The sequence below is a fragment of the Paenibacillus sp. 01T422 genome (genome assembly GCF_056398785.1).
The window spans coordinates 1-18,756 of sequence record NZ_JBFTQB010000050.1 but is presented as its reverse complement, the minus strand read 5'-3'; the positions used below and the strand labels follow the sequence as shown (position 1 = coordinate 18,756).

Genomic DNA, 18,756 nt, shown 5'->3' with positions numbered 1-18,756 from the left:
GAAATTACGCGTGACATCCCGAACGTTGGGGAAGACGCATTGAAAAATCTTGACGAGCGCGGAATCATCCGTGTCGGTGCTGAGATCGGCGCTGGCGATATCCTTGTTGGTAAAGTAACACCAAAAGGTGTGACTGAACTTACAGCGGAAGAAAGATTGCTACACGCTATCTTCGGAGAGAAAGCTCGTGAAGTTCGTGATACATCCCTTCGCGTACCGCATGGTACAGATGGTATTGTTGTTGATGTTAAAGTATTTACTCGTGAGAACGGCGATGAGCTGCCTCCAGGTGTTAACCAACTCGTACGTGTCTATATTGCGCAAAAACGGAAAATTTCCGAAGGCGACAAAATGGCGGGACGTCATGGTAACAAAGGGGTAGTAGCACGAATTCTCCCTGAAGAAGATATGCCTTTCCTTCCGGATGGTACGCCAGTTGAAGTTGTACTGAACCCACTAGGGGTTCCTTCACGGATGAACATCGGTCAAGTGCTTGAAGTTCACTTAGGTATGGCTTCCAAGTACCTTGGTATCCACGCAGCTACGCCTGTATTCGATGGAGCGCGTGAGTATGACGTATTTGATGCAATGGAAGAAGCAGGCATGCAGCGTAGCGGCAAAACGATTCTGTACGATGGTCGTACAGGGGAATCGTTCGAACGCGAAGTTACAGTTGGCGTCATGTACATGATCAAATTGGCACACATGGTTGATGATAAGATCCATGCCCGTTCCACAGGACCTTACTCCCTTGTTACTCAGCAGCCGCTGGGTGGTAAAGCGCAGTTTGGTGGACAACGTTTCGGGGAGATGGAGGTATGGGCGCTTGAGGCTTACGGTGCTGCCTATACACTGCAAGAAATTCTTACTGTTAAGTCCGATGACGTCGTAGGACGTGTGAAAACATACGAGTCCATCGTTAAAGGCGAGAATGTACCAGAACCAGGTGTTCCGGAGTCATTCAAAGTTTTGATCAAAGAGCTTCAAAGCTTAGGTATGGATGTCAAAATCCTTTCTGGCGACGAAGAAGAGATCGAAATGCGAGAAGCCGATGATGACGACGAAGTCACTAGCGATAAATTAAACCTAAATTTAGAGGGCTCTGAATTAGGAGTCAACGAATAAAGAACGCCACAATAGAACGAGATCGATTCACTGCATAGTGGGTTTAAATTCTTAAAGGAGGGTTGCTCCTTGATGGACGTTAACAACTTCGAGTTTATGAAAATCGGTTTGGCATCACCCGATAAAATTCGCTCTTGGTCCCGTGGGGAAGTAAAGAAGCCGGAAACCATTAACTACAGAACTTTAAAGCCTGAGAAAGAAGGTCTTTTCTGCGAAAAGATCTTCGGGCCAACCAAAGATTGGGAATGTCATTGTGGTAAATACAAACGCGTCCGATACAAGGGCGTTGTTTGTGACCGCTGTGGTGTTGAAGTAACCCGCCAAAAAGTACGTCGTGAGCGTATGGGGCACATTGAGCTTGCTGCTCCTGTATCCCATATCTGGTACTTTAAAGGCATCCCAAGCCGCATGGGCCTTGCGTTAGATATGTCTCCAAGATCTTTGGAAGAAATCATCTACTTCGCTTCCTACGTGGTAACTGATCCAGGGGATACACCTTTGGAGARAAAGCAGCTGCTTTCTGAGAAAGAATACCGCAGCTACCGCGAGAAGTATGGCTATGCGTTCCAAGCCGGTATGGGTGCTGAAGCTGTTAAAAAGCTTCTGATCGATATCGATATCGAACGTGAAGTGGATACCCTCAAAGAAGAATTGAAAACAGCGCAAGGTCAACGTCGTAATCGTGCGATCAAGCGTTTGGAAGTTATGGAAGCTTTCCGTAACTCGAAGAACCTTCCAGGTTGGATGATTCTGGATGTACTTCCTGTCATCCCGCCGGAGCTTCGTCCGATGGTACAGCTTGACGGTGGACGCTTCGCGACTTCCGACTTGAATGACCTCTATCGTCGAGTTATCAACCGTAACAACCGTCTCAAAAGATTGCTTGACCTAGGGGCACCGGACATCATCGTTCAAAATGAGAAGCGTATGCTGCAAGAAGCAGTAGATGCTCTTATCGACAACGGTCGCCGCGGCCGTCCTGTAACAGGTCCTGGTAACCGTCCATTGAAATCCCTCAGCCACATGCTGAAAGGTAAACAAGGACGTTTCCGTCAGAACTTGCTTGGTAAGCGTGTTGACTACTCTGGTCGTTCCGTTATCGTAGTAGGTCCTAACCTGAAGATGTACCAATGTGGTCTTCCGAAGGAAATGGCGCTTGAATTGTTCAAGCCTTTCGTTATGAAGGAGCTTGTGAATAAAGGTTTGGCTCACAACATCAAGAGTGCGAAACGTAAAGTTGAGCGCGTAAGTCCTGATGTATGGGATGTTCTAGAAGAAGTTATTAAGGAGCACCCGGTTCTGCTGAACCGTGCCCCTACGTTGCATAGATTAGGTATTCAGGCTTTTGAACCGATTCTGGTTGAAGGTCGCGCTATTAAACTTCATCCGCTCGTATGTACAGCTTACAACGCTGACTTCGACGGTGACCAAATGGCCGTTCACGTACCATTGTCCTCAGAAGCACAAGCTGAAGCTCGGTTATTGATGCTGGCATCAGGTAACATTTTGAATCCGAAAGACGGTAAGCCGGTTGTTACACCTTCACAGGATATGGTTCTGGGAAGTTTCTACTTAACAACGGATAATAAATTTGCTAAAGGTGCAGGTTCTATTATTAGAACTGTTCACGAAGCAGTTTCTTCCTACCAATCGGGCAAAATGGCACTTCACGCTCGTGTTGCTATCCCTGCTAGAGCTTTGAATAAAACAAGTTTTACTGAAAAACAACAAAACGCAATGTTAATCACAACAATTGGTAAAATCATTATGAACGAAATTTATCCTGCTGATTTCCCATTCATTAATGAGCCGACCAAAACGAACCTGCTGAACGGTATTCCAGATGCGCATTTTGTATTTGAAAAAGGTGCAGATCTAAGAGCTATCATGTTGGAACGTGATGAGAACAAAGCGGTAGGTAAAGAGTATCTTGGATCGATTATTGCTGAGTGTTTCCGTAAGTATCACACAACGCAAACATCCATGATTCTTGATAAAATTAAAGAGCTTGGATTCACGTACTCTACCAAAGCAGGTATTACTGTAGCCGTTTCTGACGTTGTCGTTCCTACTGAAAAAGTAGCCATTCTTAAAGAATGTGAAGAGAAAGTACGCGTAGTTACGAACCAATACCGTCGTGGTTTGATTACGGATGAAGAGCGTTATGACCGCGTTATTGCGATCTGGAGTAAAGCGAAGGACGAAATCACAGATATTCTGATGAAATCCCTTGATAAGTACAACTCCATTAGCATGATGGTTGAATCCAAAGCACGGGGTAATAAATCTCAGATTACACAGCTTGGCGGTATGCGTGGTTTGATGGCGAATCCATCCGGTAAAATTATGGAGTTGCCAATTAAATCGAACTTCCGTGAAGGTCTGACAATCTTGGAATACTTTATTTCTACGCACGGAGCGCGTAAAGGTCTTGCCGATACAGCTCTTCGTACAGCGGATTCGGGTTACTTGACTCGTCGTCTCGTTGACGTAGCACAGGATGTTATCGTTCGTGAAGATGATTGTGGAACAGATAAAGGGTTCATGGTAAGCAAAATTCAAGATGGTAAAGAGGTTATTGAAGATCTCTATGACCGTATTGAAGGACGTTATGCTTATGAAACACTTCGTCATCCAAAAACAGGTGAAGTCATTGTTCAACGCAATGAACTCATCGAATCCGGAATTGCAGACGCGATTATTGAAGCAGGCATCGAAAAACTGCAAATTCGTTCAGTACTAAGCTGCCGCACGGATCATGGTGTATGTAAGAAATGTTATGGTCGTAACTTGGCAACTGGCCAATTCGTTGAGATTGGAGAGGCTGTAGGTATTATTGCCGCTCAATCCATCGGTGAGCCAGGAACACAGTTGACGATGCGTACGTTCCATACCGGTGGTGTTGCCGGAGACGATATTACGCAAGGTTTGCCGCGTATTCAAGAGCTTTTCGAAGCTCGGAATCCGAAAGGGCAAGCGATCATTTCTGAGATCGACGGTGTCGTCAAAGAAATCCGCGAGGCCAAAGATCGTCGTGAAATCGAAGTCCAAGGTGAAGCAGAATCTAAGGTCTACGCAGTTCCTTACGGTTCCCGTGTACGTGTATCCCTGAACCAACAAGTTGAAGCCGGAGATGAGCTTACAGACGGATCTATCGATCCGAAAGAAATGCTTCGTATCAAAGGTATTCGCGGCGTGCAGAACTACATTCTGCAAGAGGTTCAACGTGTTTACCGTAACCAAGGGGTAGAAATTAACGATAAGCATATTGAAGTTATGGTTCGTCAAATGTTGCGGAAAATCCGTATCGTTGATGCTGGAGATACAACACTACTTCCAGGTTCCTTCGTAGACATTCATGAATATGAAGCAGCTAATAAAGTAGCCTTGTTTGCCGGCAATGAGCCAGCCGTTGCAAGACCTATCTTGCTCGGTATCACCAAAGCGTCTCTAGAGACTGATTCCTTCTTGTCTGCGGCGTCCTTCCAAGAAACAACACGTGTCTTGACGGATGCAGCTATCAAAGGTAAGGTCGACCAATTGCTTGGTCTGAAAGAGAACGTAATTATCGGTAAACTCATTCCTGCAGGAACAGGTATGCCTCGTTACCGGAACATCCGTATTACGGATCCTAACGAAGTGCTCGTGCAAGATGAGGATCTCGAAAAAGAAACAGTAGCCGTTGAATAACGACTATTTATCTGAGAGGGATGGCCACATGTGCTGTCCCTCTTGCTTTTTTTAAGCGAATCTATGATTATGTCAAAAGATAAGAAGTTCTTCCTTGACACTGGAACACCAAAATGCTAATATATCGTAGTGTGCCTAAGTTGATATTCTTTCCTTTCTCTGGAGGGGGTGCCTTATGTCTTATGATAAAGTCAAACAGGCGAAGAATATAAGTGTTGGGACGAAGAAAGTCACTAAGACGGTCGAGCAAGATAAGGCTGTTGAAGGAATGTAGGGAGGAGGTGGCGATATGCCAACAATTAACCAACTAGTACGTAAAGGTCGTCAAGCGAAGGTGGATAAGTCTAAATCACCAGCTTTGCAAAAAGGTTTTAACGCTTTGAAAAGAGAAGCAACGGATTTGAGTGCACCTCAAAAACGTGGTGTCTGCACGCGTGTAGGTACTATGACTCCTAAGAAGCCTAACTCCGCACTTCGTAAATATGCTCGTGTTCGTTTAACGAACCGTGTAGAGGTGACAGCATACATTCCAGGTATCGGTCACAACCTGCAAGAGCACAGCGTTGTATTGATCCGTGGAGGTAGAATTAAAGATCTTCCAGGGGTACGTTATCACATCGTGCGTGGCGCGCTGGATACTTCCGGTGTTAACAACCGTAAGCAATCCCGTTCCAAATACGGTACTAAACGTCCGAAAGTTAAAAAATAAGAAATAATAATCAGGGATGATTCTTATAAGAAAGGGGGATAACTATGCCTCGTAAAGGTCCAGTTACTCGCAGAGACGTATTGCCAGATCCAATTTATAATAGCAAACTCGTTACTCGTCTTATCAATCGTATTATGGTTGATGGAAAAAGAGGGGTAGCACAAACTATTCTTTACAACGCTTTTAACCTCGTGAAAGATCGTACAGGTAAAGAGCCGATGGAAGTGTTTGAAACAGCTATCAAAAACATCATGCCAGTACTAGAAGTTAAAGCTCGCCGTGTTGGTGGAGCAAACTATCAAGTGCCTATCGAAGTAAGACCTGACCGTCGTTCGACATTAGGTTTGCGTTGGTTGGTAAACTACTCCCGCCTACGCGGTGAGAAGACGATGGAAGAAAGATTAGCTTACGAAATTATCGATGCTAGCAACAGCACAGGTTCTTCCGTTAAGAAACGTGARGATACGCACAAAATGGCTGAAGCAAACAAAGCATTCGCTCATTATCGTTGGTAGAATAAGAAAATTAATAACAGAAAGGAGACATAACGACCTATGGCTAGAGAGTTCTCCTTAAAAAACACACGTAATATCGGGATCATGGCTCATATCGATGCTGGTAAAACGACAACAACAGAGCGCATTCTGTACTACACTGGTAAAGTTCACAAAATCGGAGAGGTGCACGAAGGTGCAGCTACGATGGACTGGATGGAGCAAGAGCAAGAGCGCGGAATCACGATTACTTCCGCCGCTACAACTGCGCAATGGGAAGGTCACCGCATCAATATCATCGATACCCCGGGACACGTTGACTTTACCGTTGAGGTAGAGCGTTCCCTTCGTGTGTTGGATGGAGCAGTTGGTGTATTTAGTGCGRAAGAGGGCGTTGAGCCTCAATCGGAAACAGTTTGGAGACAAGCTGATAAATACAATGTTCCTCGTATTGCTTACGTAAACAAAATGGATATCATCGGTGCAGACTTCCTGCAAGTAGTTGAATCCATGCGTCAAAAACTTGGTGCAAATGCTGTTGCTATTCAACTTCCGATCGGTGCTGAGAGTGATTTCAAAGGCATCATCGATCTAGTTGACGAAGTGGCGTATATGTACAAAGATGATCTTGGCAAAGATATCGAGAAAGTCGAAATCCCTGCTGAGTTTAAAGATCAAGTCGCAGAACTTCGTTTGGAATTGATCGAGAAAGTTGCTGAGCTTGATGAAGAGCTTACAATGAAATATCTCGAGGGCGAAGAAATTTCTGTTGATGAAATCAAAGCAGCTCTGCGTAAAGGTGTCTGTGAAGTGAAAATCTTCCCAGTTATCGTAGGGTCTTCTTACAGAAACAAAGGTGTACAATTGATGTTGGATGCAGTTATCAACTACCTGCCATCCCCTCTTGATGTCCCTGATATTAAAGGTGTACTTGACGATGGTACTGAAGTGGTTCGTAAGTCTGCTGATGATCAACCGTTCTCAGCGCTTGCATTCAAAATCATGACAGATCCTTTCGTTGGTCGTCTTACCTTCTTCCGTGTATACTCTGGTACTTTGAACTCCGGTTCCTATGTCGTTAATGCGACTAAAGGTAAACGTGAGCGTGTTGGTCGTATCCTGCAAATGCATGCGAACGCACGTCAAGAAATCAGCATCGTATACGCAGGTGATATTGCCGCGGCTGTTGGATTGAAAGATACAACAACTGGTGATACACTTTGTGATGAGAAAAACCCTGTTATTCTTGAAAAAATGGTCTTCCCTGAACCGGTTATCCAGCTTGCTGTTGAGCCGAAGACGAAAGCCGACCAAGATAAAATGGGTATCGCATTGCAAAAACTTGCAGAAGAAGATCCTACGTTCCGTGCTTCTACAGATGAAGAAACAGGACAAACGATTATCGCGGGTATGGGTGAGCTTCACCTTGAAATCCTCGTTGACCGTATGCTTCGTGAATTCAAAGTAGAAACCAATGTAGGTAAACCTCAAGTAGCATACCGTGAAACTTTCCGTGCTGCTGCTAAAGTTGAGGGTAAATTCGTTCGTCAATCCGGTGGTCGTGGTCAATACGGACATTGTTGGGTTGAGTTCGAACCGCAAGAAGCTGGCGTAGGCTTTATCTTCGAAAACAAAGTTGTGGGCGGATCTATTCCTAGAGAGTATATCGCACCTATTCAAGCTGGTATCGAAGAGTCCATGAAGAATGGTGTAATCGCAGGATTCCCTCTCGTGGATATCAAAGCTACAGTTGTTGATGGATCATACCATGATGTTGACTCCAATGAAATGGCGTTCAAAATCGCGGGTTCCATGGCACTTAAAGCAGCGAAAGAAAAATGTAAACCGGTTCTTCTTGAGCCAATCATGAAGGTTGAAGTTACTGTACCAGAAGAGTACATGGGCGATGTTATGGGTGACCTTAACTCCCGTCGTGGACGCATTGAAGGTATGGATAGCCGTCATGGAGCACAAGTCATCCGTGCTAAGGTACCTTTGTCCGAAATGTTTGGATATTCCACAACACTTCGTTCGAGAACACAAGGCCGTGGTGTATACTCCATGGAACTTTCACATTATGAAGAAGTACCTAAGTCCATTGCAGAAGAGATTATTGCAAAAGGCAAAGGCGCTTAATATAAAACTATTAGTCACTCTAAGGAGGAATCGTTTAAAATGGCAAAGGCTAAATTTGAACGTAATAAACCGCATGTTAACATCGGTACTATCGGTCACGTCGATCATGGTAAAACAACTTTGACAGCTGCTATCACTACAGTACTGTCCAAAAGATACGGTGGAGCTGCAGTAGCATTCGACCAAATCGATAAAGCACCAGAAGAGCGCGAGCGCGGTATCACAATCTCCACAGCTCACGTTGAGTACGAAACTCCTAACCGTCACTACGCACACGTAGACTGCCCAGGACATGCTGACTATGTTAAAAACATGATCACTGGTGCTGCTCAAATGGACGGCGCTATCCTGGTTGTATCCGCAGCTGATGGCCCTATGCCACAAACGCGTGAGCACATTCTTCTTTCCCGTCAAGTAGGCGTACCATACATCGTGGTATTCCTTAACAAATGTGACATGGTTGAAGACGAAGAGTTGCTTGAATTGGTTGAGATGGAAGTTCGCGACCTTCTTAACGAATATGAGTTCCCAGGCGATGATACTCCAATCATCCGTGGTGCAGCTCGTGAAGCTCTTCAAAACCCTGATGGTCCTTGGGCTGACAAAATCATCGAGTTGTTTGAACAAGTTGATACTTACATCCCAACTCCTGAGCGTCAAACTGACAAGCCTTTCCTTATGCCAGTTGAGGATGTATTCTCAATCACTGGTCGTGGAACAGTTGCAACTGGTCGTGTTGAGCGTGGTACTGTTAAAGTACAAGAAGAAGTTGAAATCGTTGGTATCGCTGAAGAAACTCGTAAATGCATCGTAACTGGTGTAGAGATGTTCCGTAAATTGCTTGATTCCGCTCAAGCTGGGGACAACATCGGAGCATTGCTTCGTGGTGTTGACCGTAAAGATATCGAGCGTGGACAAGTTCTTGCGAAACCGGGTTCAGTTAAACCACACACGAACTTCACAGCTCAAATCTACGTTCTAACTAAAGAAGAGGGTGGCCGTCATAAGCCTTTCTTCACTGGTTACCGTCCACAGTTCTACTTCCGTACAACTGACGTAACAGGTATCATCTCTCTTCCAGAAGGTACTGAGATGGTTATGCCAGGTGATAACATCACAGTTACAGTTGAACTGATCAACCCAATCGCAATCGAAGAAGGAACACGCTTCGCGATTCGTGAAGGCGGACGTACTGTTGGTGCGGGCGCGGTTGCTACAATTCAAAAGTAATCCCTTTATATAGAAGAAACACTCATCGTTTAGGCGATGGGTGTTTTTTTATGCGAATGCCTAAAAAATAACTTGCATTTTGTTTTTGGATTTTATATAATATTAAACGTTGGTCTGTGACGTTGCGATGATGCGAAAGGTTGCCGACACACCTGGCCCCTTTGCCATGGGGAAGGCTGTTGGAGAATTTTCGCGGAGTATGTCCGATACTAAATTGGGCGATAGAAGGAGGGACTTATATGGCAAAGCAAAAAATTCGTATCCGTTTGAAAGCTTATGATCACAGAATCATTGATCAATCAGCTGAGAAAATCGTGGAAACTGCCAAGCGTTCCGGTGCAGGTGTATCCGGTCCGATTCCGCTTCCGACAGAGAAGCAAATCATCACGATTCTTCGTGCGGTGCACAAGTACAAGGATTCGCGTGAGCAATTCGAAATGCGTACGCATAAGCGTCTTATCGATATTGTGAATCCAACACCACAAACAGTTGATGCTCTGATGCGTCTAGACTTACCGTCTGGCGTTGACATCGAGATCAAACTGTAAAACAACTATAGAATGAACGTTTAGGAAGGAAATGAGGTGTCAACGATGAAAGGTATCTTAGGAAAAAAACTTGGGATGACACAGTTGTTTACTCCGGAGGGTAATGTAGTTCCGGTAACTGTCATTCAAGCGGGACCATGTGTGGTACTGCAAAAGAAAGATGTGGACAACGACGGTTATGAGTCGATCCAAATCGGTTTTGATGATGTTAAAGCTAGCAGAATCATTAAACCAGAGCTTGGCCATGCAAAAAAAGCAGGGGCAACGCCTAAGCGCTACGTTAAAGAAATTCGTGGCATTCAGTTGGGTGACTATGAAGTTGGTCAAGAACTGAAAGCAGATCTGTTTACAGAGGGCGAATTCGTTGATGTAACGGGTACTTCCAAAGGTAAAGGTTTCCAAGGTAACATCAAAAGACATAACCAATCCACGGGCCCTATGGCACACGGATCACGTTATCACCGCGGACCAGGTTCGATGGGTTCCATTCAAGCAAATCGAGTTCCTAAAGGTAAGAAATTGCCAGGGCACATGGGTAACGAAACAGTAACTTTGCAAAATTTGCAAATCATTAAAGTAGATGCTGAGCGTAATGTATTGCTAGTTAAAGGTTCCATTCCGGGTCCTAAAAACAGCTACGTTAGCGTGAAGTCTGCTGTTAAAAAGTAGGAAAGGAGGAAGACAGATGCCAAAAGTAGCTTTATATAATGTAACAGGTGCTCAGGTAGGAGAAGTTGAACTGTCTGACGTTGTTTTCGGAATTGAGCCTCACGTTCATGCGATTCACGAAGCTGTTCTTTTGCAACAAGCAGCTGTGCGTCAAGGAACTCACAAAACAAAAGGTCGTTCGGAAGTTCGCGGCGGTGGTCGTAAACCTTGGAAACAAAAAGGAACAGGCCGTGCTCGTCAAGGTAGTATTCGTGCTCCACAGTGGAAAGGCGGCGGTACCGTATTCGGACCAACTCCTCGTAGCTATGGTTTCAAATTGCCAAGAAAAGTTCGTCGTTTAGCGATTAAATCCGCTTTGTCCTCGAAAGTTCTTGATAACAACTTGATCGTATTGGATCAGCTTCAATTGAATGCTCCTAAGACGAAAGAATTTGTAGCAATCTTGAACAACCTGAAAATTGATCGCAAAGTATTGGTTGTAGGCGTAGATAACGACTCCAACGTTGCTTTGTCCGCTCGTAACATCCCAGGTGTGAAATTCGTTGCTGCTAATGGCGTGAATGTTCGTGATGTCATGTTGTATGACAAATTGATCATTACGCAAGAAGCTGTACAGAAAGTTGAGGAGGTGCTTGCACAATGAAAAATCCACGCGACATTATCAAGCGCCCGATCATCACTGAGCGTACAAGCGACCTAATGGCTAATAAAAAGTATGTTTTCGAAGTAGATCTTCGCGCTAACAAAACAGAAATTAAACAAGCTATTGAAGCAATCTTCAAAGTGAAAGTTACAAATGTAAACACATTGAGAATGCCAGCTAAGCCTAAACGTTATGGCAAACACTCCGGCTACACTTCCATCTGGAAAAAAGCTATCGTGTCCCTAAGCGCAGAAAGCAAAGAATTGGAATTCTTTGAATCGGTATAACCCATTTCTTAAAGTTAGGAGGAAATCAGAGTGCCAATTAAAAAATACAAACCAACCTCACCAGCTCGACGTGCGATGTCGGTTTCTACTTTTGAAGAAATCACAACATCAACACCGGAGAAATCGTTGCTTGCTCCTCTGTTCAAGCATGCTGGTCGTAATAACCAAGGTAAAATTACGGTTCGTCATCACGGTGGTGGACACAAACGTAAATACCGTATCATCGATTTCAAACGTACTAAAGATGGAATACCAGGACGCGTTGCTACAGTTGAGTACGATCCTAACCGTTCCGCGAACATCGCATTGATCCATTATGCAGATGGCGAGAAAAGATACATCATCGCTCCTAAAGGTCTTAAAGTGGATGATCGCATCGTATCTGGACCGCAATCAGATATCAAAGTAGGTAACGCTCTTCCATTGGAAAACATTCCAGTTGGTACAGTTATCCACAACATTGAGTTGAAACCTGGTAAAGGTGCACAGTTAGTTCGTGCAGCTGGAACAGAAGCTCAATTGCTTGGTAAAGAAGAAACTTACGTAACTATTCGCCTTTCATCTGGTGAAGTTCGTAAAGTCCTTAAAGTTTGCCGCGCAACAATCGGTTCTGTTGGTAACGAAGATCACGAACTCGTGAAAATCGGTAAAGCAGGACGTAATCGTTGGAAAGGCAATCGTCCACAAGTTCGTGGGGTCGTAATGAACCCGAATGATCACCCACACGGTGGTGGTGAAGGACGCGCACCAATCGGACGTAAATCACCTATGTCTCCATGGGGTAAACCGACGCTTGGCTTCAAAACTCGTAAAAAAGGTAAAGCATCCGATAAATACATTGTACGTCGTCGTACGAAGTAATCTAGGATATACGAATTCTCTTAAGGTTCAAGGAAGGGAGGAACACCCATGGGTCGCAGCTTAAAGAAAGGTCCATTTATTGATGGATACTTACTGAAAAAAGTAGAAGACTTGAACACATCCAGCAAAAAACTGGTTATCAAAACGTGGTCCCGTCGTTCTACGATTTACCCGCAATTCGTTGGTCACACTTTCGGAGTGTACGATGGAAGAAAACACGTGCCTGTATACGTAACGGAAGATATGGTTGGACATAAGCTTGGTGAATTTGCTCCAACACGTACTTACAAAGGTCACGATGACGATAAAAAAACCGGTAAACGCTAATTTCAATTTTTAACCGAGAGGAGGTACTACCATGCAAGCTAAAGCAATATTGAACCACGCTCGGATTGCTCCTCGTAAAGCAAAGCTAGTTGTTGACTTGATTCGGGGAAAAGCGGTAGGTGAAGCGATCGCGATTCTGCGTCATACGCCTAAAGCAGCTTCTCCAATCTTGGAGAAACTTCTTAACTCCGCAATTGCCAATGCAGAGCATAACTACTCATTAGATCCTAATAACCTAGTGGTTTCTGAGACGTTTGTTAACCAAGGACCAACAATGAAAAGGTTCCAACAACGTGCAATGGGCCGTGCTAGCGCGATCAAAAAACGTACCAGCCACATTACAATCGTGGTATCTGAAAAATAAGGAGGGATAACGTGTGGGTCAGAAAGTAAACCCGGTAGGCTTTAGAATTGGTATTATTCGTGATTGGGAGTCCAAATGGTTCGCAGAGAAAGATTTCGGAACTCTGTTGCTTGAAGATGTCAAAATTCGCGAATACTTGAAGAATAAACTTAAAGATTCCGCAGTTTCCCGATTCGATATCGAGCGCGCGGCTAACCGTGTGAACGTTACGATTCATACTGCAAAACCAGGAATGGTTATTGGTAAAGGCGGAGCTGAAGTTGAAGTTATTCGCAACTACATTGCTGCTATGTCCAATAAAAAAGTTCACATTAACATTTCTGAAATCAAAAGCCCTGACCTTGATGCTATTCTAGTAGCTGAAGCTGTTGCACTTCAATTGGAACGTCGTGTTTCTTTCCGTCGTGCGATGAAACAAGCTATGCAAAGAACAATGAGATCTGGAGCAAAAGGTATTAAAGTAGCAACTAGCGGACGTCTTGGCGGTGCTGAGATTGCTCGTACGGAAGGATATAGCGAAGGAACTGTTCCACTTCATACGCTTCGTGCGGATATCGACTATGGTACTGCTGAAGCAGCCACTACTTATGGACGTATCGGTGTAAAAGTATKGATTTATCGTGGAGAAGTACTTCCGCCAGCTAAGAAAAAGGCTCAGCCGGAAGGAGGAATTTAAATCATGTTAGTACCTAAACGTGTAAAACACCGTAAAGAACACCGCGGTAACATGAAGGGTCGCGCTAAAGGCGGTACGGAAGTAGCTTTTGGCGAATATGGTCTGCAAGCGGTAGAACCGGCTTGGGTCTCCAACCGTCAAATCGAAGCAGCACGTATTGCCATGACACGTTATATCAAACGTGGAGGTAAAGTTTGGATTAAAATCTTCCCAGCTAAACCAGTTACACAAAAACCGCTTGAAGTTCGTATGGGTAGTGGTAAAGGTAACGTGGAGAAATGGGTTGCTGTAGTAAAACCGGGTAAAATTTTGTTTGAACTTGCTGGTGTTAGTGAAGAGGTCGCTCGTGAAGCGATGCGTCTTGCTGCTCACAAGCTTCCAATCAAAACGAAATTCGTGAAAAGAGAAGAAGTAGGCGGTGAAGCAAATGAAGGGTAGTGAATTCCGGAACTTAACCACTGCTGAAATTGAGCAAAAAGTTAATGGTTTTAAAGAAGAACTCTTTAACCTCCGTTTTCAACTAGCTACTGGTCAATTGGACAACCCGACTCAAATTCGTGATTTGCGTAAAGAGATCGCTCGTGCCAAGACTATTTTGCGTGAAAGAGAATTGGGGATTGGGTAACCAAATCTAGAAGGGAGGGTTCCTTAGATGGCTGAACGTAACGATCGTAAAGTCCTGATCGGTAAAGTTGTCAGTGATAAAATGGATAAAACCATTGTTGTTGCTGTTGAAACTTACAAAAAACATGAGCTCTATCACAAGAGAATCAAGCATACGAAAAAGTTTAAAGCGCATGATGAAAACAACCAAGCTAAAATTGGTGACACTGTGAAAATCAGTGAAACTAGACCTTTGTCCAAAGATAAATCTTGGAGACTGGTTGAAGTAATTGAAGTTGCAGTTGTTATCTAATATTATAGACATGAACCTCGAAAGGAGGGACTACGATGATTCAACCATTTACTCGTTTGGCTGTCGCTGACAACTCAGGTGCGAAACAATTAATGTGTATCCGCGTTTTGGGTGGTACTGGTCGTCGYGTTGGTCACATTGGTGATTTGATCGTCTGTTCAGTAAAAGAAGCAACACCAGGTGGCGTTGTCAAAAAAGGTGACGTTGTTAAAGCAGTTATCGTTCGTACGAAGAGCGGAGCTCGTCGTAAAGACGGTTCATATATCTCATTCGATGAGAATGCGGCTGTTATCGTGAAAGAAGATAAAAGCCCACGTGGTACACGTATCTTTGGACCAGTAGCGCGCGAACTTCGTGACAGAGACTTCATGAAGATCGTATCCTTGGCTCCAGAAGTTATCTAAGAACAGTTACGATGTTTGTTTTCCTAACGGGAAACCTCAGGAGGTGTAGAAGCTAATGCCAAGAACTAAAAAGAGATTAGAATCTCATAACAATAAACTGCACGTGAAAAAAGACGATACGGTTTTTGTAATCACTGGTAAAGACAAAGGTAAGAAGGGCCGTGTAATCGCTGCTTATCCTCGTCAAAACCGTGTACTGGTTGAAGGTGTAAACATGGTTAAGAAACATGCGAAACCATCCCAACAAAACCCACAAGGCGGTATCTTGAATCAAGAAGCTGCAATCCATGTTTCTAACGTGATGCTGATTGATCCTAAGAGCGGCAAACCTACTCGCGTAGGATACAAAGTATTGGATAACGGAACGAAAGTTCGCATCGCGAAAAAATCCGGCGAAGTTATCGACTAATACAAACAAGCATGGAAAGGAGGCCAATGAGTCATGGCAGTAAGAATGAAAGATCGTTATTTGAACGAAATTACTCCAGCGTTAATCCAAAAGTTTAATTACTCAACAGTTATGCAAGTTCCTAAAGTCGAGAAGATCGTTATCAACATGGGTGTTGGTGAAGCTGTATCGAACTCCAAAGTACTTGACACTGCAGTAGAAGATCTTCAAAAAATCTCTGGTCAAAAACCAGTTGTAACTAAATCCAAAAAAGCAATCGCGGGTTTCAAACTTCGTGAGAACATGCCAATCGGTGTGAAGGTTACACTTCGCGGCGAGCGCATGTATCATTTCTTGGATAAACTTTTCAACGTATCACTTCCACGTGTACGTGACTTCCGCGGTATTTCCAACAAGGCTTTTGATGGCCGTGGGAACTACACGCTTGGATTGAAAGAACAACTCATTTTCCCTGAAATTGAGTATGATAAGATTGATAAAGTGCGTGGTATGGATATCGTTATCGTAACAACGGCTAAGTCCGACGAGGAAGCTCGCGAGCTTTTAACACAACTCGGAGCGCCTTTCGTTAAATAGGTTCCAGGTCGTACCTATCAGGAGGTGTTATATTAAGTGGCAAAAACTTCGATGAAAGTCAAACAACAACGTACCCCGAAGTTTAAAGTGCAAGCATACACACGTTGTGAGCGCTGCGGACGTCCGCATTCAGTGCTTCGCAAGTTCAAAATTTGTCGGATTTGTTTCCGCGAATTAGCACATAAAGGTCAGATTCCAGGCGTTAAAAAAGCAAGCTGGTAATCACCCTATTTTCGGGAAGGAGGTTTACACAAAATGGTCATGTCAGATCCAATTGCAGATATGCTAACTCGCATTCGTAATGCGAATATCGTACGTCATGAAACAGTTGAAATTCCCGCGTCAAAAGTGAAGAGGGAAATCGCTGAAATCCTTAAAAAAGAAGGATTTATCCGTGATGCTGAGTATGTTGAAGATAGCAAACAAGGTATCATCCGTTTGTTCCTGAAATACGGTTCAAACAATGAGCGTGTTATCTCTGGTTTGAAAAGAATCAGTAAACCAGGTCTACGCGTTTATACAAAATCACAAGAAGTCCCTCGTGTATTGGGCGGATTAGGGATTGCCATCATCTCCACATCTAAAGGAGTTATGACGGATAAAGATGCTCGTCAATCCAAAGCTGGCGGAGAGGTTATCTGCTACGTTTGGTAATACAATTGTAATTGAATGGAGGTGCAAACATGTCTCGTATTGGTCGTAAACCAATCACCATTCCAAGTGGTGTAAATGTAACACTAGAGAATACTCAAATCACGGTTAAAGGCCCTAAAGGTTCTTTGTCCCGTGAACTTCATAAAGATATGAAAGTAAGTGTTCTAGAAAACGAGATTTCCGTTGAGCGTCCTTCCGATAACAAGCTCCACCGTGCTTTGCATGGTACAACACGTAGTGTTGTTGCCAACATGGTAAGTGGTGTAACGGAAGGCTTTGCGAAATCTTTGGATCTAGTAGGCGTAGGTTACCGTGCTAACAAAAGCGGCGACAAATTAGTTCTCAACGTTGGGTACTCCCATCCAGTTGAAATCACTCCAGAGAGCGGTATTGAGTTCGAAGTTCCTTCGAACACAAAAATTATCGTTCGCGGTATTGATAAAGAACGCGTTGGTGCTATGGCAGCTAAAGTTCGTTCCGTACGTGAGCCTGAGCCGTATAAAGGTAAAGGGATCAAGTATGAAGGCGAGCGCATCCTTCGTAAAGAAGGTAAAGCTGGTAAGAAGAAATAAGGTCGTAAGATCGCGAGTAATAGCTAAAAGTTCTCTTGAGAGAGCTAGCTACGTAAGCATAAGCCTCGCATCATAAGATGATGAAAGGAGTGTAAGTATAGATGATTACTAAAAGCGATAAAAACAAAGCACGTTTGAAAAGACACCTTCGTGTTCGTAAGAAAATTGAAGGTACAACTGTTCGTCCGCGCTTAAACATCTTCCGTTCTTCCAAACACATGTACGCTCAATTGATCGATGATACAACTGGTGTAACAATCGTTGCAGCATCGACTCAAGATAAAGATCTGAAAAGTGATATTGGTAATGGTGGTAACGTAGAAGCTGCTCGTAAAGTTGGTGCATTAATTGCTCAACGCGCGAAAGAAAAGGGATTTGACAAAGTGGTTTTTGACCGCGGTGGATACCTTTATCATGGTCGTGTTCAAGCATTGGCCGACGCAGCTCGTGAAGCTGGACTAGAATTCTAGGAAAAACATATATAAGGAGGTAAAAGACTTGCGTGTAGATCCTAATACTTTAGAGCTAACAGAAAAAGTCGTTAATATTAATCGCGTAGCTAAAGTAGTAAAAGGCGGACGTCGTTTCAGCTTCAGCGCACTTGTTGTCGTTGGCGATGGCAATGGCTGGGTTGGCGCAGGAATCGGTAAAGCTTCCGAAGTTCCTGATGCAATCCGTAAAGGTATTGAAGATGCGAAAAAGAACTTGATTCATGTTCCAATCGTAGGCACTTCGATTCCTCACCTTGTAACTGGTAAGTTTGGTGCAGGACGCGTTCTGCTTAAACCAGCTTCCCAAGGTACAGGAGTTATCGCAGGTGGACCAGTTCGTGCAGTTCTTGAACTTGCTGGTATCGGCGATATTTTGACAAAATCCCTGGGTTCATCGAACTCTATGAACATGGTTAACGCTACGCTTGAAGGCTTGAGCCGCTTGAAAAAAGCGGAAGAAGTTGCAAAGCTTCGTGGGAAAACTGTTCAAGAGTTACTAGGTTAGGAGGGGTAAACATGGCGAAACAATTACAAATTACCCTAAAACGCAGCCTGATTGGCCGCCCTGAAACGCAACGTGTTACTGTGAAAACTCTTGGTCTGCGCAAGCTACACCAAACTGTTCTTCACCAAGATAACGCAGCTATCAGAGGTATGGTTAATCAAGTGAGCCATTTGGTAGAAGTTAAAGAAATCGAAGCATAATTGCACGATATAAAGATCTAGAGGAGGTGTACAACGATGAAGTTACATGAACTAAGTTCTACTACTGGTGCTCGTAAAACTCGTAAACGTGTTGGACGTGGAACAAGTAGTGGTATGGGTAAAACATCAACTCGCGGACACAAAGGTCAAAACGCACGTTCTGGTGGTGGCGTTCGTCCTGGATTCGAGGGTGGACAAAATCCGTTATACCGTCGTTTACCTAAACGTGGATTCACGAACCGTTTCCGTACGGAGTACGCAATCGTGAAC

28 protein-coding genes are annotated in these 18,756 nt (G+C 44.0%); all 28 read left to right on the top strand.

Annotation, left to right across the window (positions count from 1 at the left end; translation table 11 throughout):
* Positions 1-1,125, top strand: a 1,125-nt coding sequence (locus AC1DUA_RS04910; protein WP_477498648.1) for a DNA-directed RNA polymerase subunit beta, incomplete at its 5' end; no start/stop codon positions are given.
* Positions 1,126-1,194: 69 nt separating this feature from the next.
* Positions 1,195-4,815 carry a DNA-directed RNA polymerase subunit beta' gene (gene rpoC / locus AC1DUA_RS04905; protein WP_477498647.1) on the top strand — a complete coding sequence of 1,207 codons (3,621 nt, stop codon included), beginning with the start codon at positions 1,195-1,197 and terminating at the stop codon, positions 4,813-4,815.
* Positions 4,816-4,990: 175 nt separating this feature from the next.
* Positions 4,991-5,089 carry a ribosomal L7Ae/L30e/S12e/Gadd45 family protein gene (locus AC1DUA_RS04900; protein WP_477498646.1) on the top strand — a complete coding sequence of 33 codons (99 nt, stop codon included), beginning with the start codon at positions 4,991-4,993 and terminating at the stop codon, positions 5,087-5,089.
* A gap of 15 nt (positions 5,090-5,104) precedes the next feature.
* Positions 5,105-5,524, top strand: coding sequence for a 30S ribosomal protein S12 (gene rpsL / locus AC1DUA_RS04895; RefSeq protein WP_028557500.1), 420 nt, complete (start codon positions 5,105-5,107; stop codon positions 5,522-5,524).
* 44 nt (positions 5,525-5,568) lie between these two features.
* Entirely contained in the window at positions 5,569-6,039 is a 471-nt protein-coding gene (rpsG, locus tag AC1DUA_RS04890) for a 30S ribosomal protein S7 (protein WP_189018540.1), read from the top strand.
* A gap of 39 nt (positions 6,040-6,078) precedes the next feature.
* Entirely contained in the window at positions 6,079-8,154 is a 2,076-nt protein-coding gene (fusA, locus tag AC1DUA_RS04885; protein WP_477498645.1) for an elongation factor G, read from the top strand.
* Positions 8,155-8,193: 39 nt separating this feature from the next.
* Positions 8,194-9,384 (top strand): elongation factor Tu, encoded by a 1,191-nt coding sequence (gene tuf, locus AC1DUA_RS04880; RefSeq protein WP_028557497.1) that lies wholly within the window; start codon positions 8,194-8,196, stop codon positions 9,382-9,384.
* Between the two features lie 239 nt (positions 9,385-9,623).
* On the top strand, positions 9,624-9,932 hold the full coding sequence (gene rpsJ, locus AC1DUA_RS04875) for a 30S ribosomal protein S10 (protein ID WP_028557496.1): 309 nt from the start codon (positions 9,624-9,626) through the stop codon (positions 9,930-9,932).
* Between the two features lie 45 nt (positions 9,933-9,977).
* Positions 9,978-10,601 (top strand): 50S ribosomal protein L3, encoded by a 624-nt coding sequence (rplC, locus tag AC1DUA_RS04870; protein WP_029196463.1) that lies wholly within the window; start codon positions 9,978-9,980, stop codon positions 10,599-10,601.
* A gap of 16 nt (positions 10,602-10,617) precedes the next feature.
* Positions 10,618-11,244: a 50S ribosomal protein L4 gene (gene rplD / locus AC1DUA_RS04865; protein ID WP_477498644.1), complete on the top strand. Its 627-nt coding sequence runs from the start codon at positions 10,618-10,620 to the stop codon at positions 11,242-11,244.
* The gene (gene rplW, locus AC1DUA_RS04860) at positions 11,241-11,531 is read left to right on the top strand and encodes a 50S ribosomal protein L23 (RefSeq protein ID WP_028557493.1); all 291 of its coding nucleotides are present in this window, start codon (positions 11,241-11,243) and stop codon (positions 11,529-11,531) included. The genes rplD and rplW overlap by 4 nt, the downstream gene beginning before the upstream one ends.
* 30 nt (positions 11,532-11,561) lie before the next feature.
* Positions 11,562-12,392 carry a 50S ribosomal protein L2 gene (gene rplB, locus AC1DUA_RS04855; protein ID WP_477498643.1) on the top strand — a complete coding sequence of 277 codons (831 nt, stop codon included), beginning with the start codon at positions 11,562-11,564 and terminating at the stop codon, positions 12,390-12,392.
* 48 nt (positions 12,393-12,440) lie between these two features.
* On the top strand, positions 12,441-12,719 hold the full coding sequence (gene rpsS / locus AC1DUA_RS04850) for a 30S ribosomal protein S19 (protein WP_029196461.1): 279 nt from the start codon (positions 12,441-12,443) through the stop codon (positions 12,717-12,719).
* A 31-nt stretch (positions 12,720-12,750) separates the two neighbouring features.
* Positions 12,751-13,083 (top strand): 50S ribosomal protein L22, encoded by a 333-nt coding sequence (gene rplV, locus AC1DUA_RS04845; RefSeq protein WP_145669494.1) that lies wholly within the window; start codon positions 12,751-12,753, stop codon positions 13,081-13,083.
* Between the two features lie 13 nt (positions 13,084-13,096).
* The gene (gene rpsC, locus AC1DUA_RS04840; RefSeq protein WP_477498642.1) at positions 13,097-13,759 is read left to right on the top strand and encodes a 30S ribosomal protein S3; all 663 of its coding nucleotides are present in this window, start codon (positions 13,097-13,099) and stop codon (positions 13,757-13,759) included.
* Between the two features lie 3 nt (positions 13,760-13,762).
* The gene (gene rplP / locus AC1DUA_RS04835; protein ID WP_029196459.1) at positions 13,763-14,197 is read left to right on the top strand and encodes a 50S ribosomal protein L16; all 435 of its coding nucleotides are present in this window, start codon (positions 13,763-13,765) and stop codon (positions 14,195-14,197) included.
* Positions 14,187-14,384, top strand: a complete 198-nt coding sequence (gene rpmC, locus AC1DUA_RS04830; RefSeq protein WP_028557487.1) for a 50S ribosomal protein L29 — start codon at positions 14,187-14,189, stop codon at positions 14,382-14,384. The genes rplP and rpmC overlap by 11 nt, the downstream gene beginning before the upstream one ends.
* 27 nt (positions 14,385-14,411) lie before the next feature.
* Positions 14,412-14,675, top strand: a complete 264-nt coding sequence (gene rpsQ / locus AC1DUA_RS04825; RefSeq protein ID WP_477498641.1) for a 30S ribosomal protein S17 — start codon at positions 14,412-14,414, stop codon at positions 14,673-14,675.
* Between the two features lie 35 nt (positions 14,676-14,710).
* Entirely contained in the window at positions 14,711-15,079 is a 369-nt protein-coding gene (gene rplN, locus AC1DUA_RS04820) for a 50S ribosomal protein L14 (protein ID WP_028557485.1), read from the top strand.
* 55 nt (positions 15,080-15,134) lie between these two features.
* Positions 15,135-15,488, top strand: coding sequence for a 50S ribosomal protein L24 (gene rplX / locus AC1DUA_RS04815; RefSeq protein WP_209856245.1), 354 nt, complete (start codon positions 15,135-15,137; stop codon positions 15,486-15,488).
* Between the two features lie 33 nt (positions 15,489-15,521).
* Positions 15,522-16,064 carry a 50S ribosomal protein L5 gene (gene rplE, locus AC1DUA_RS04810; protein ID WP_189018549.1) on the top strand — a complete coding sequence of 181 codons (543 nt, stop codon included), beginning with the start codon at positions 15,522-15,524 and terminating at the stop codon, positions 16,062-16,064.
* Positions 16,065-16,100: 36 nt separating this feature from the next.
* Positions 16,101-16,286 (top strand): type Z 30S ribosomal protein S14, encoded by a 186-nt coding sequence (locus AC1DUA_RS04805; protein WP_029196455.1) that lies wholly within the window; start codon positions 16,101-16,103, stop codon positions 16,284-16,286.
* A gap of 33 nt (positions 16,287-16,319) precedes the next feature.
* Positions 16,320-16,718, top strand: coding sequence for a 30S ribosomal protein S8 (rpsH, locus tag AC1DUA_RS04800; protein WP_056834171.1), 399 nt, complete (start codon positions 16,320-16,322; stop codon positions 16,716-16,718).
* A 29-nt stretch (positions 16,719-16,747) separates the two neighbouring features.
* On the top strand, positions 16,748-17,290 hold the full coding sequence (gene rplF / locus AC1DUA_RS04795; protein ID WP_145669501.1) for a 50S ribosomal protein L6: 543 nt from the start codon (positions 16,748-16,750) through the stop codon (positions 17,288-17,290).
* Positions 17,291-17,391: 101 nt separating this feature from the next.
* Positions 17,392-17,760 carry a 50S ribosomal protein L18 gene (gene rplR, locus AC1DUA_RS04790; protein ID WP_477498640.1) on the top strand — a complete coding sequence of 123 codons (369 nt, stop codon included), beginning with the start codon at positions 17,392-17,394 and terminating at the stop codon, positions 17,758-17,760.
* A gap of 28 nt (positions 17,761-17,788) precedes the next feature.
* Positions 17,789-18,286, top strand: a complete 498-nt coding sequence (gene rpsE / locus AC1DUA_RS04785) for a 30S ribosomal protein S5 (RefSeq protein ID WP_029196451.1) — start codon at positions 17,789-17,791, stop codon at positions 18,284-18,286.
* 11 nt (positions 18,287-18,297) lie between these two features.
* Positions 18,298-18,486, top strand: coding sequence for a 50S ribosomal protein L30 (gene rpmD / locus AC1DUA_RS04780; protein WP_079417994.1), 189 nt, complete (start codon positions 18,298-18,300; stop codon positions 18,484-18,486).
* A 36-nt stretch (positions 18,487-18,522) separates the two neighbouring features.
* A partial coding sequence (rplO, locus tag AC1DUA_RS04775; protein WP_477498639.1) for a 50S ribosomal protein L15 occupies positions 18,523-18,756 on the top strand: 234 nt, incomplete at its 3' end.

Coding starts and splice junctions, on each gene's coding strand:
- AC1DUA_RS04900 (WP_477498646.1), top strand. CDS start 4,991: ATGTCTTATGATAAAGTCAAACAGGCGAAGAATATAAGTGTTGGGACG.
- rpsL (WP_028557500.1), top strand. CDS start 5,105: ATGCCAACAATTAACCAACTAGTACGTAAAGGTCGTCAAGCGAAGGTG.
- tuf (WP_028557497.1), top strand. CDS start 8,194: ATGGCAAAGGCTAAATTTGAACGTAATAAACCGCATGTTAACATCGGT.
- rpsJ (WP_028557496.1), top strand. CDS start 9,624: ATGGCAAAGCAAAAAATTCGTATCCGTTTGAAAGCTTATGATCACAGA.
- rplC (WP_029196463.1), top strand. CDS start 9,978: ATGAAAGGTATCTTAGGAAAAAAACTTGGGATGACACAGTTGTTTACT.
- rplD (WP_477498644.1), top strand. CDS start 10,618: ATGCCAAAAGTAGCTTTATATAATGTAACAGGTGCTCAGGTAGGAGAA.
- rplW (WP_028557493.1), top strand. CDS start 11,241: ATGAAAAATCCACGCGACATTATCAAGCGCCCGATCATCACTGAGCGT.
- rpsS (WP_029196461.1), top strand. CDS start 12,441: ATGGGTCGCAGCTTAAAGAAAGGTCCATTTATTGATGGATACTTACTG.
- rplV (WP_145669494.1), top strand. CDS start 12,751: ATGCAAGCTAAAGCAATATTGAACCACGCTCGGATTGCTCCTCGTAAA.
- rplP (WP_029196459.1), top strand. CDS start 13,763: ATGTTAGTACCTAAACGTGTAAAACACCGTAAAGAACACCGCGGTAAC.
- rpmC (WP_028557487.1), top strand. CDS start 14,187: ATGAAGGGTAGTGAATTCCGGAACTTAACCACTGCTGAAATTGAGCAA.
- rpsQ (WP_477498641.1), top strand. CDS start 14,412: ATGGCTGAACGTAACGATCGTAAAGTCCTGATCGGTAAAGTTGTCAGT.
- rplX (WP_209856245.1), top strand. CDS start 15,135: ATGCCAAGAACTAAAAAGAGATTAGAATCTCATAACAATAAACTGCAC.
- rplE (WP_189018549.1), top strand. CDS start 15,522: ATGGCAGTAAGAATGAAAGATCGTTATTTGAACGAAATTACTCCAGCG.
- rpsH (WP_056834171.1), top strand. CDS start 16,320: ATGGTCATGTCAGATCCAATTGCAGATATGCTAACTCGCATTCGTAAT.
- rplF (WP_145669501.1), top strand. CDS start 16,748: ATGTCTCGTATTGGTCGTAAACCAATCACCATTCCAAGTGGTGTAAAT.
- rplR (WP_477498640.1), top strand. CDS start 17,392: ATGATTACTAAAAGCGATAAAAACAAAGCACGTTTGAAAAGACACCTT.
- rpmD (WP_079417994.1), top strand. CDS start 18,298: ATGGCGAAACAATTACAAATTACCCTAAAACGCAGCCTGATTGGCCGC.